The organism is Paenibacillus sp. NRS-1760 (assembly GCF_050467785.1).
GTDB lineage: Bacteria > Bacillota > Bacilli > Paenibacillales > Paenibacillaceae > Pristimantibacillus.
This window is the reverse complement of sequence record NZ_JBITPK010000007.1, coordinates 594,478-606,885: the sequence shown is the minus strand read 5'-3', so window position 1 is coordinate 606,885 and position 12,408 is coordinate 594,478. Positions and strand designations below refer to the sequence as shown.

General features: G+C 44.6%; 11 protein-coding genes. 9 read left to right on the top strand and 2 right to left on the bottom strand.

Features of this window, described 5'->3' with window-relative positions; translation table 11 throughout:
- The first annotated feature begins 154 nt into the window (after window positions 1-154).
- The 3 genes from ACIFSR_RS06730 to ACIFSR_RS06720 all read left to right on the top strand — a co-directional run bounded on the left by ACIFSR_RS06730 (window position 155) and on the right by ACIFSR_RS06720 (window position 3,980).
- Window positions 155-400, top strand: coding sequence for a hypothetical protein (locus ACIFSR_RS06730; protein ID WP_430056018.1), 246 nt, complete (start codon window positions 155-157; stop codon window positions 398-400).
- A gap of 49 nt (window positions 401-449) precedes the next feature.
- A complete protein-coding gene (locus tag ACIFSR_RS06725; protein WP_430056015.1) occupies window positions 450-2,723 on the top strand; it encodes a glycoside hydrolase family 3 C-terminal domain-containing protein in 2,274 nt (757 codons plus the stop codon).
- A 258-nt stretch (window positions 2,724-2,981) separates the two neighbouring features.
- Window positions 2,982-3,980, top strand: a complete 999-nt coding sequence (locus tag ACIFSR_RS06720) for a LacI family DNA-binding transcriptional regulator (RefSeq protein ID WP_339206155.1) — start codon at window positions 2,982-2,984, stop codon at window positions 3,978-3,980.
- 96 nt (window positions 3,981-4,076) lie between these two features.
- On the opposite strand, the gene ACIFSR_RS06715 is transcribed toward ACIFSR_RS06720, so the two are convergent.
- Entirely contained in the window at window positions 4,077-4,619 is a 543-nt protein-coding gene (locus tag ACIFSR_RS06715) for an NADPH-dependent FMN reductase (protein WP_430056012.1), read from the bottom strand.
- A 551-nt stretch (window positions 4,620-5,170) separates the two neighbouring features.
- Here ACIFSR_RS06715 and ACIFSR_RS06710 point away from each other — a divergent pair.
- From ACIFSR_RS06710 to ACIFSR_RS06685, 6 genes are all read left to right on the top strand, one after another.
- Entirely contained in the window at window positions 5,171-6,067 is an 897-nt protein-coding gene (locus ACIFSR_RS06710; RefSeq protein WP_076268610.1) for a carbohydrate ABC transporter permease, read from the top strand.
- The gene (locus ACIFSR_RS06705; RefSeq protein ID WP_076268609.1) at window positions 6,064-6,945 is read left to right on the top strand and encodes a carbohydrate ABC transporter permease; all 882 of its coding nucleotides are present in this window, start codon (window positions 6,064-6,066) and stop codon (window positions 6,943-6,945) included. The genes ACIFSR_RS06710 and ACIFSR_RS06705 overlap by 4 nt, the downstream gene beginning before the upstream one ends.
- 59 nt (window positions 6,946-7,004) lie before the next feature.
- Window positions 7,005-8,345 carry an ABC transporter substrate-binding protein gene (locus ACIFSR_RS06700; protein ID WP_339206163.1) on the top strand — a complete coding sequence of 447 codons (1,341 nt, stop codon included), beginning with the start codon at window positions 7,005-7,007 and terminating at the stop codon, window positions 8,343-8,345.
- A gap of 84 nt (window positions 8,346-8,429) precedes the next feature.
- Window positions 8,430-9,422, top strand: a complete 993-nt coding sequence (locus ACIFSR_RS06695) for a LacI family DNA-binding transcriptional regulator (RefSeq protein WP_430056007.1) — start codon at window positions 8,430-8,432, stop codon at window positions 9,420-9,422.
- Window positions 9,423-9,450: 28 nt separating this feature from the next.
- Window positions 9,451-10,422: an N-acetylglucosamine kinase gene (locus ACIFSR_RS06690; protein WP_430056004.1), complete on the top strand. Its 972-nt coding sequence runs from the start codon at window positions 9,451-9,453 to the stop codon at window positions 10,420-10,422.
- Between the two features lie 207 nt (window positions 10,423-10,629).
- Window positions 10,630-11,961 (top strand): family 43 glycosylhydrolase, encoded by a 1,332-nt coding sequence (locus tag ACIFSR_RS06685; protein ID WP_430056001.1) that lies wholly within the window; start codon window positions 10,630-10,632, stop codon window positions 11,959-11,961.
- Between the two features lie 66 nt (window positions 11,962-12,027).
- On the opposite strand, the gene ACIFSR_RS06680 is transcribed toward ACIFSR_RS06685, so the two are convergent.
- Entirely contained in the window at window positions 12,028-12,285 is a 258-nt protein-coding gene (locus ACIFSR_RS06680) for a carboxymuconolactone decarboxylase family protein (protein ID WP_430055999.1), read from the bottom strand.
- Window positions 12,286-12,408 lie beyond the last annotated feature (123 nt).

Genomic DNA, 12,408 nt, shown 5'->3' with positions numbered 1-12,408 from the left:
ATAATCAACGTATAGGAATGAAACCATGGAGATGAGGGGGATTTGAAAATGAGGATGACCATGCTGGAAGTAATGGTTTAGTCGTAGCTTCTATCTTTTTTGTATAAATGTAAGCGTTTGCTGTAATGTGCATTTTTCGAAAAGGAGTATGGATATGACATCGAAAGGAATGCGTCTCTTTATTTGGGGATTTGTGCTCTTGTGGGTCGCAGTCATGATCGTTTTTAGTTTTGCTGATTTGAGCTTGTCCAAAGCGATATATAACGAGGAACACTCCTTGTTTGGACCGTTTTTTGAAAACTTCGGCGAGCATCCTGCATTTATTGTCCTATTTATCGCGGGCAGCATTCTCTTTAGTACGGCTAGGCATGAGAATCCTAATGCTGTATTCAGAGCTTAAGGCGTCTAAACATAGGTGTAATGAGAAACACAATAGAGGAGGATTTTAAATGAAAATTGATATTCAAGCGCTTATTGACCAAATGACTTTAGAAGAAAAAGCAGGTATGTGCTCGGGGCTCGATTTCTGGCATTTAAAGGGTGTTGAACGACTTCATATTCCTTCTGTAATGGTAACGGATGGACCTCATGGGTTGCGTAAGCAAAAGGGTTCTTCCGACCATGTAGGTATTTTTGATAGCGTTCCTGCTACCTGCTTTCCATCAGCGGCGGGGCTTGCTGGCTCTTGGGACCGTGAATTAGTTGGAAAGGTAGGCGTGGCTCTTGGTGAGGAATGCCAAGCGGAGGATGTGGCTGTTTTACTTGGGCCAGGCGCGAACATCAAGCGGACGCCGCTATGCGGACGGAATTTTGAATACTTTTCTGAAGATCCGTTCCTATCCTCGGAAATGGCGGCAAGCCATATTCAAGGGGTACAAAGCCAAGGAGTAGGCACTTCACTCAAGCATTTTGCACTCAACAATCAAGAACATCGCCGAATGTCAGTCGATGCGATTGTCGATGAGCGGACGATGCGTGAAATTTATTTGGCAAGCTTCGAGGGTGCGGTGAAAAAAGGAAAGCCATGGACGGTCATGAGCGCCTACAACAAAGTAAACGGAACGTATGCTTCGGAAAACGAATTTTTGTTAACGGATATACTGAAGGAAGAATGGGGCCATGAAGGTTTTGTTGTCTCCGACTGGGGTGCGGTAGATGAGCGAGTAGATGCGCTTGCAGCGGGGCTTGAGCTAGAAATGCCTTCCAGCAACGGCAGTGGCGACAAAAAAATAATAGAGGCCGTACAAAGCGGCAAGCTATCCGTCGAATTGCTCGATCAAGCTGTTGCAAGACTGCTTCGCATTATATTTATGAGCGTTGATCAGAAAAAAGAGAACGCCTCCTACAATGTGGGAGCGCATCATCAGCTAGCTCGCACGGTTGCTAGTGAATGTATGGTGCTTTTGAAAAATGAACAACAACTGCTGCCGCTTAGCAAAGGGAAAAAAGTGGCGGTCATTGGCGCATTCGCTCAAAAGCCTAGATTTCAAGGCGGCGGCAGCTCGCATATCGTGCCGACTGCGCTCGATAATCCGCTGCAGGAAATAAAGCAGCTGGCTGGAGACTCGTCATTCATTGTATATGCTGAGGGTTACTCGCTAGATAACGATAATAGTGATGATGCACTCGTGGAAGAAGCGAAGAAGGCCGCAAGCGAAGCCGATGTGGCCATTGTATTTGCAGGTCTTCCCGACCGTTATGAATCTGAGGGGTACGATAGAAAACATCTAAATATGCCGGGTAATCAGAATCAATTGATTAAGGCTGTAGCGAGCGTGCAAAGCAACGTCGTTGTTGTCCTTATGAATGGTTCGGCTATCGAGATGCCTTGGGCTGACGAGGTGGGAGCCATTTTGGAGGCTTACTTAGGGGGGCAAGCGGTTGGTGGTGCTATTGCTGATCTGCTGTTCGGAGAAGCGAATCCATCCGGGAAGCTGGCAGAGACATTTCCTGCTAAGCTAAGCGACAATCCCTCATTTCTATTTTATCCAGGCGAGGCAGATCATGCGGAATATCGGGAAGGCATTTTTGTCGGATATCGCTACTATGATTCGAAGAGCGTTAAGCCGATGTTCCCGTTTGGGCATGGTCTGAGCTATACAACATTCGAGTACACAAATCTGTTGATAGACAGCAAGGAAATAAAGGATACGGAAACGGTTAGCGTTCACGTCACGGTTAAGAACACAGGAACACGCACCGGCAAAGAAATCGTTCAGCTGTACGTTCAAGATGTCGAGAGCACCGTGATCCGGCCGGAGAAAGAGCTGAAAGGATTTGCCAAGGTGGAGCTGCAGCCTGGAGAGCAAAAGAAGATAACGTTTACGCTGGATAAACGATCTTTCGCTTATTACAATGTTGCTCTAAAAGACTGGCATGTCGAGAGCGGAGACTTTGCTGTTCTTATTGGGCGTTCATCGGAGGATATAGTCCTAGGCGAGACGCTGCGCGTTCAATCCACTGTCCCTCTGAAAGTTGTGTATCATCGCAATAGCCTTCTCGGTGACTTAATAAGTGATACGGAGAAGGGTCCAATCGTGCAAAGCATTATGCAGCAGGTTCAAGCAGGAATGGGAATCTTGATGTCTGAGGATAACGAAATGGCAGACATGATGGCCGCGATGATGAAATTTATGCCTCTTCGCAGCTTGGTGTCCTTTAGCCAAGGGGCGTTCACAGATGAAATGCTAAACGGCTTGCTTCACCAATTAAACCATTCATAGTAGGAGCAAAATAGATTTTACAAAAGGACCGTCCTTCCACGTGACGGTTCTTTTTTTCTATTCAATTAATGCAAAGCTTTTATATGCAGATCCACAATTGAGCAGGGATGCGAGGTGCCTTTTACGGTCAAAACCAGAATATAGGCCTGTCAATGGAATAAAACATAAATTTACTCTAATAAAGTCTCAACTTATGTGAAATCTAGTGGTAAATGTGTTATGTTTATGTAAATTGCGTTTAACAGGAGCGGTTCATCAATGAAGGTTAGTATATTCGATGTTGCCAAGAAGTCAGGATTGTCGGTTGTAACGGTATCCCGAGTTCTTAATAAGTCGACATCCGTGCGCCAGAAAAATAAAGAAAAAGTGTTGCAGGCCATGAAGGACCTGGACTATCATCCGAACGCCTCAGCCCGTAGTCTTGCAAGCGGCAAAACCGGTATTATCGGTCTAACTTTGACGACATTGCATGATACTGTTCTTGACGCTGTAGTCAAAGAAATTAATGATAGCTTGGCAGAGCAGGGTTATTTTCTGGCACTCTCCATCTCGCAGGGGGACGAGGATTCATTTGATCGTTCGATGTTTCAAGAGGACCGTGTAGATGGAGTTATTTTGCTCTCGCCAATTAATGCAGATATATATGTGATGGAGCTGAAGAAGCGGAAAATTCCTTTTGTCATCCTTGATAACCAGCAGCGCAATCCGACGGTTCCTTCTGTTATTGTTAATAATTTCAAAGGCGGATATGATGCAACCAAACATCTCATCGACCTTGGACATACCGAAATCGCTCATATTAGCGGGCCAGATCCGTTTCTGAGCAGCCGTGAGCGTGAGAGAGGGTTTCTGTTCGCGCTCGAAGAAGCAGGTTTGCAGCCTTTTGAAGTGGAGCAAGGATCGTTTGATATTCCTTCAGGCTACGCCATTGCCAAGCGCTGGATCGATGCAGGCAAGCTGCCTACAGCTGTATTCGCAGCAGATGACTTTATGGCACTAGGCGTAATGGACGCGTTCAAAAATGAAGGGGTTCGCATTCCTCAAGATGTATCCGTCGTAGGTTTCGATGATCAGATCTATGCGGAAGAATTCCATCCTGCGCTGACAACCATCCGTTTGCCATTTGAGAAAATTGGGCGGCAGGGTGTTGATATTTTGCTGAAGCTAATCAAGGATTCTCCAAAAAGAAATACGATTATGGAGTTTGATCCGGAGTTAATGGTGAGGAAATCGACGGGAGCGCCAAGAGGGCGTTAAGTTTAAGAATAACGAGCAAAAGAGCCAGCGCAATTACTATTTCTATAGTGATTGCGCTGGCTTTTTCTTTTTATCTTGGCTGAGTCGCTATTAATTCTAGTAGCAAGCCTGCTCAAGTGATTGAAGCGCGGTTATTAACTCCTGCTTTAATTGGGAATCGGTAATAATGCCTTCTTTATTTAGCTTCAAAGTAATATGCGGAATAATTAATGTCCCGCCCTCAACAATATCAGCATTAATCATTTTAAGGGTAAGCAAAAGTGAAGCATGAGCTTTGTCCCCGCCCATTGGAGTAGGTGAGGCACTAATTACCGCTGTAGGTTTATTCATAAACGCCGTTGTGGATACAAGCCAGTCCAACGCGTTTTTTAAAACGCCAGGCACACCGTTTCCATATTCGGGTGTACATATAAGCACGCCATCCGTTTCCTCAAGAAGTGCTCTCAGCTCTCTGACAGGCACCGGTCCTTCATCTATATCCATGTCAGGGTTGAAATGCGGAAGGTCGCCTAACCCGCCATAGATAGTAAATTCCATGTTTGCGGGGGCTAATCCGATGACAGCCTTCATTAGCGATGTATTTGAGGAGTTTTGACGAAGACTCCCCGAAATAGCCAAGATTTTAATTTCCTTATTCATCCCACTTCATCTCTTTTCTTCTATGATATTAAGCCCTCGATATGGAGTTGCCGTGTATTATGATAAACAGTCGCATTCATATTTATTATCTCATTTAAGCACGAGTTTTTAAATAACTTCTGCCTATATTAAAATAAAACCCGATAATTGAATAGCGCTTTCACATAATAAAGTTTAAACGTTTAAACAAAATATACGACAAAATTTACGTTTGATACTTATAAGAGACAAGTAAAGACAATAACAGAAACCGTACGTTTTTGTACTAAGTCAAGGGAATTTATAATCCATAATAAACAAAAAAAATATTAATTGACATATTTTGAATGTCGGTATAAACTCATGTTGAATATTAAAGCGGTTTAACTTTCGTGAATGAAAAGCAATAACAGAGAGAAAAAGAGGTGATTTGAAAAGCGATTTCGAAGAAATGCAGAAGCAAAGTAATGGTGGAAAAAAGGGGACATACAAGAGAGCAATTAAGAGTTTTTTAAATTTGCTTCTTTTAAGGCCAAAAGGAATAGGAAACCAAATGGAAGGGGGCGGTTTTACTGAAGAACAGCAAATTTCAGAGACGGGAAAACAAACACTTTTATTTATTTATTTCGCCATGGATTATTGGTTTTCTCATATTTGCTTTATATCCAGTAGGCGCATCATTGTACTACAGCTTCACAGACTACGATATTATTAACCCGCCTGTTTTCGTGGGATTGAACAATTTCAAAGAGCTCTTTCAGGATGAACAGTTTTATAATTCGATAATGGTTACGCTCAAGTACACGCTTATTAGTGTTCCTATTACGTTGTTTTTATCACTTATGTTTGCAATCTTGATTAATCAGAAAATTCCTTTTAACGGCTTTTTCCGAACAGCGATGTATTTTCCAAGTATGATTTCAGGCGTATCCATGGCCTTGTTATGGTTTTGGGTGTTTAATCCACAGGCGGGATTGTTCAACTATGGATTATCTTTTTTCGGAATTGACCCCATCCACTGGTTTCTGGATGAGAATTACGCTTTGTGGGCGCTCATCATTATGTCGTTCTGGGGACTCGGCGCAGGCATGCTTATTTTCCTAGCAGGGCTCCAAGGTGTGCCGGCTCATCTGCTGGAGGCAGCAAGGCTCGACGGTGCTGGCCGGTGGAAAACATTTTGGAACGTAACCTTTCCAATGATTTCGCCCGTTTTTCTGTTCCAGCTTATCATCGGTGTCATTGAATCCTTCCAAGTGTTTACACAGGCCTATACCATCACGCGTGGTGGACCGAACTACTCTACATGGTTTTACGTGTACAACATTTACATCAATGCGTTCAAAAATTTCCGCTACGGATACGCGTCTACCATGGCCTGGATCCTTCTCGTTGCAGTACTCGTTGTCACCTACTTTATCATGAGGACGTCGAAACGTTACGTTTACTACGAAGGAGGGGGCAGTAAATGAGTGAAGTGACCCATGACGCGAGCTCAAAGCGGATTATTGTCAAAAGAAAGCTAAAGCTTTCGCAAATTGTCGGATTTCTTATTTTATTAGCGGTAACAATTACGATGCTGTCACCGGTTTGGTTTATGCTCTCGACATCCCTGAAGACGACGAAAGAAATGCTTATGTTTCCCCCAACAATTATTCCAAAAGTGTTTGCGTGGGAAAATTTCCGTGAATTGTTTACCAATACCGAAATTAAATTCGGACAGCAATATAAGAACAGCTTGATTGTTGGCATATTCACAGTTATTGGAACGGTGCTTTCTTCATCATTCGTTGCCTTTGGATTTGCTAGATATAAGGGAAAAGGCAGCGGGCTTATGTTCATGCTAGTGCTCAGCACATTGATGCTTCCTTATCCAGCGATTATGATTCCGCAGTTCCTATTATTTATGAATCTTGGACTGCATGATTCTTTATTGCCGCTTATTCTGCCCGCTTTCTTTGGGTCAGCTTATATGATTTTTTTATTGCGTCAATTTTTCTCTACGTTGCCTGACGAGCTTTATAACGCCGGCCGGATTGACGGCTGCAGTGAGTTCAGACTGTACTGGAATATTACGCTGCCTTTAGCAGGACCAGCGCTCGCTACGGTTGCTATATTTTCATTCATTTGGAGTTGGAATGACCTGCTCACCCCTGTACTTTACTTAGACTCGCAGGAGAACTTCACGCTTCCAGTAGGGATGGCCGCTATGCTGTCATCGAAGTTTCGTTTAGCGCCTTGGAATTTACTGATGGCCGCTTCGATTCTTTCCGTACTGCCAATTATCGTGTTGTTTGCGGTAGCACAGAAGAGATTCGTTGAGGGAATCGTACTTACAGGCATTAAATAGTTTTTTAAGCGTTTTAGCTTGCTTGTATGAAATCTAATAAAACCAAGGGGGAAATTAGAATGAAGAACAAGAAATGGTTATCCATTACCGCTATTCTCGCATTATCGATGTTTGCAACCGCTTGCTCAAACGGCGGAAACGAGGGTTCCGGTAAAGAAAAACAGGTAACGATCACGCATTATACGATTGACTCGCCGGACAGAACGTTTGTAGAGAAGCTGATTCCAGAGTTTGAAGCAAAACATCCGAACATCAAAGTAAAAGTGACTAAAGCACCTTATGAACAGTTTGATTCTAAGCTGCAATCGTCCATTGCTGCGAAAAATGCGCCGGACGTAACCTCTCACTGGGGCTATGGCGGTTTTATGGAATATTACAACAAAGATATGCTGATGGATATGACCCCTTATTTTGAAGACTTCAAAGCAGCGGACTACAATATTCCGGAAGATGTAATGAACATCTACAAGGTTGACGGTAAAACCTATGGTATTCCGTTAAATAGCTACGTGACCGTCATGCTGTACAACAAGGATCTTTTTGATAAAGCGGGACTTCCATACCCTCCAACTGATTACGAGGATAAAAGCTGGACATTCGACAAAATGGTCGAATATGCGAAGAAGCTGACCGTAGACTCTGAAAATTTGGAGGAAGCTCAATATGGCGTCGACTTTGGATTTGGTGAGCGCGACCAGCGTCCTCAATACTTCGGTGCGAATGTTTATTCCGATGATACATGGACAAATGGCGGCAAACCTACAGAGATCAATCTGACTAAGCCTGATGTAATTGATGCCTACAAAACACTTTATGGTCTCATTCATGATTTAAAAGTGTCGCCAACGCCAGCATTCTCCCAATCCGTATCCGGGCAATTCGGTGATCCGTTCCTATCGGGTAAAATCGCGATGTCTGTAGTTGGTTCATGGAGCCTTGCTGCCGCTGCAGATTTCAACTTTAAAGTAGGTGTTGCTGCGGTTCCAGTAAGTCCAAAAGGCGATGTACGAAGCGTGCTTTACGTGGATCCATTATTTGTACTTAAGGATTCGAAGCATCCGAAGGAAGCTGCGGAGTGGATTAAGTTCTTGGTTACAACTGAAATTCAAGAGAAATCGATCGAGCTTAGCGGAGGCAATCCTCCGGTCAACCAAGCAGCTGCAGAAAAGTATTACAGCAACTTTGAAGGCATCGATCCAGCAGGCATTAAGCAAGTATTCGAAGGTGCTTATAAATATGGCTTCGAATCGTACAATCATCTGATTTCCAATTACTCTCAAATCAATGAGCTGTTCATCAATGAACTTTCTGGTGTAGAGAACGGAAAGCAGAAGGTTGAGGATGTGCTGCCAGTCATTGAACAGAAGCTGAAGGATCTTTTGGCAAGAGTGAATAAATAATGGGTCAAGGGGAGGGGCGATTTAGGCTGCTCCCCTCCATTTTATACAAAGCATGATTACTACTAGTCTGAGGAAGGCGTTCTTATGAAGGTAAGCATTGTGGACGTTGCCAAAAAATCAGGATTATCCATTGTGACGGTATCAAGGGTATTAAACAATTTGCCAAGTGTCAGAAAGAGCAACCGGGAGCGGGTTCTTCAGGCTATGAAGGAGCTTGATTATCACCCTAATGCGTCTGCAAGGAGTCTTGCAAGAGGAAAAACAGGCATAATCGGACTAGCGTTAACAACTTTACATGACTCGTTTCTCGATGCGGTCGTGAAGGAGGTTAATGATCGGCTTGCGGAAAACGGCTATTTTCTTGCATTATCGATTTCAACAGAAGAGGATGATCACATCCATCGATCATTGTTTCAGGAAGGCCGTGTCGATGGCGTCATCTTATTGTCGCCCATACGTGAGGATGAGTACGTACTAGAGCTTAAGAGAAACCGAATTCCATTTGTCATGCTCGATAATCAGCAGATGAATTCGCCAGCAACCTCTGTCATCGTAGACAACTTTTATGGTGGATATGAAGCAACCAAACATTTAATCGATTTGGGGCATAGGGATATCGCGCATATTAGTGGTCCAGAGCTGTTTCTGAGCAGTCGAGAGCGTGAACGAGGATACCATGCCGCATTGGAAGAAGCGGGCATAGCACCCTTTTGTGTGGAGCGCGGAGATTTTGAAATATCTACGGGTTATCGAATTGCTCGAAGCTGGATGGACGCTGGCAGACTGCCGACTGCGGTATTTGCGTCCGATGATAATATGGCGCTCGGCGCTATGAATGCTTTTATAATTGAAGGAATTCGGATACCTCAGCAAATTTCGATCATTGGATTTGATGATCAGATTCTTGCCACGGAGTTTCACCCGAAGCTGACGACGATGCGCCAGCCGGCCGCGCAAATTGGAAGGATGGGGGTTGAACTGCTGCTGAAGAGCATAAGCGGTGCAGCCAAAAGAAATGTCACTGTTCAATTGAGCCCTGAGCTGGTTATTCGGGAGACAACTTCTTTGAGGCAATAACAAACATGAAATCAAGGGAGTGTATCCGTTGAAATATTACTTGGGTGTAGATGGCGGCGGCAGCAAGACGTACACGCTGATTGCAGATGAGTCGGGCAGAATTGTAGGAAAAGGGAATAGCGGGAACGGCAATCATCAGGTTGATTATGAGGCGGCCAAACGCAACATACGCGAATCGGTTGAGATGGCATTACAAGAAGCAAATGTAGTCCACAGTGACATTCAGTTCGCTTATTTTGGATTGGCTGGTGCTGACAGGGAAGCGGATTATGAAATATTGAGACCTATGATCGCAGAACTGGGATTTGCAAAGCATGAAGTGAATTGCGATACAGCGATAGCTCTTCGAGCGGGAACGGATCAGCCGTATGGCGTTGTACTGATTTGTGGTGCTGGGACGAACAGCGCGGGCGTTAACTCTCGGAATGAGTTTTATCAGTGCGGAGGCTTCTCTTATGCTTTCGGAGATTTCGGCGGTGGCAGCGACTTAGGCATTGAAGCTTTCCGCTCGGTTATTCGGGCTTGGGATGGGCGCGAGCGGCCGACTATATTGACGAACCTCCTCCTGCAGGACCAAGGCTACGACAGTGTGGAGAGCATGTTCAACGATTATTTGAATCACGATAAAACACCCCCGCTTAGAACAGTGAAGCTGCTGTTTCAAGCAGCAGAACAGGGAGATGAGGTTGCATTAACGATTTTGCGAGTGCAGGGGGAGGAGCTGGGCAAGTCGGCGCGGGCTGTCATTCAACGTCTGAGGATGGAGGCGGACAAGTTCGATGTTGTCCTTGCTGGCAGCGTACTTACTAGGGGAGAGGCAAGTTTTATTCACCCGTATATTGAACAAGCTGTCAAAAGCTGTGCTCCAGATGCATCATTAGTTAAGCTCGAGATTGAACCGGTTGTCGGAGCGGTGTGGCTTGCTTTTGAAGCTGAAGGGAATACGCTGCCGTGGGAAGTCTACGACCGTTTAAGATCCGTGTCGGAATATAGTTATTGATTTTTTTGGAGGGCACCGTTGATGGTGCTCTTTTTTTATTTGGCTTTTTAAAACAAATGTAATGAACGTGGCATATGAAGATGCTATTCAAATCGACTAGATTGTTTAATATCGTCTCATGGTGACGTATAGGTAAGTCGAGTTATGCTGGAGTAAGCTAATCATTTGGTTAAGTTTATAAAATATAGGCTGGAGAGCGAGGAATAGATGAACATGATAAAAAATGAAGGTATTCCAGTAGAACGTAAACATGTGAAGTTAACATCTCAAAATCCGATAATAACTACAATATATACGGCTGACCCTTCTGCTCATGTTTGGGAGGACGGCAAGGTTTATATTTATGCTTCACATGATATGGATCCGGCAAGAGGCTGTGATTTAATGGATCGATACCATGTGTACTCCTCTTCCGATATGGTCAATTGGTTGGATGAGGGTGAAATTCTTCGTTCAGACGATGTAGCATGGGGCAGGCCGGAAGGCGGCTTCATGTGGGCGCCCGATTGTGCCTACAAGAACGGAACCTATTATTTCTATTACCCGCATCCCAGCGGGTCAAATTGGAATGATACATGGAAAATCGGTGTGGCGACGAGTCAAAAACCAGGAAGCGGTTTTAAGGATCAAGGTTATATCTCGGGACTGGGCGGATTTGCACTCATTGATCCATGCGTGCTCGTTGATGATGATGGACGTGCTTATATGTATTATGGCGGGGGCAGCAGATGCGAGGGCGGCGAGCTGAACGACGATATGATGTCCATTAACGGCGAGATGCGCGAGATGGAAGGACTGGAGGATTTTCATGAGGCGGCTTGGGTTTTCAAAAGGGCAGATCTCTACTATCTGACCTACGCCGATAATTTAGATGGAAACAACCGCATGAGATATGCTACCAGCAAGCATCCGCTTGGACCATGGACATATAGAGGTATTTTTCTAGAGCCGACTGGATGCTCGACTACTCACGGTTCTGTGGCGGAGTTTAAGGGGCAGTGGTATTTGTTTTATCACAATCAGGAAATTTCGGGCCAAGGCAATTTAAGAAGCATGTGTATTGATTATTTGTATTTTAATGAAGATGGAACGATCCAGACCGTCGTTCAAACCAAAGAAGGCGTCAAGCCTGTAGGGGATGCTCCGGCTCCTAACACAAATCAGAAAACCTACTCTGCCAGCCGTGTGGACGGAGGAGCGGTTGTTGAAACAAACGAGCAAGGAGAAAGTGTCGTTAATCGTTTGGATATTGAGGGCTCTTATTGTGAGTTTCAAGCTATCAACGGAGAAAAAGGCGGAAGAGCGGCCATTCATATTCGTTATGCAACGGCAGAGCGACTCGCCAAACTAAACCTGACCGTGAATGGTCATGATTATTCCTTGCTTAATGCACTGTCGACAGGAAGTCTGCTGGACTATAGCGGCCTTGCCAGCATTACCGTTCAGCTAGAGCCAGGTGATGACAATATCATTAGGCTCACAGGCGGCAATGGCGAGATTAGTGTCGTGAGCATAACGGTTAGTCCGTTTCTGGATTGAGGGAATATGCAGCAGCCCCCGCGACAACAAATGGGGGCTGCTGCTTTTTAATTTGAAGAAATAAACTTAACAGAAACAGTCAGGCGCTGAGGATGATTGCTCTGCTTCCTTGCGTGATCGTTTGTTATCATCTTCTTCAAATGAGATTAAGGCATGGGTCGCATGGCTGAGAATGGCGCCTGCTCTTGTGGATGCTGCAACCAAAACGGCCTCTATTATTTCCTCCCGTGTGCCTCCTAGCTCCTTGCATTTCTTCACATGCACATCAATGCAATAGGGGCATCCGGTCACATGAGCAACGGCTACAGCAATGAGCTCTTTCATTTTTGTCGGATTGTAAGATTCTAAGAAAGAGGGTTTGTTTTACATGACTATTGAAATTTCCCCAAAGATTATTATTAGTGGAAACGCAGTTGAAGAATTGAAGTCGGAATTGGAGATATCTAA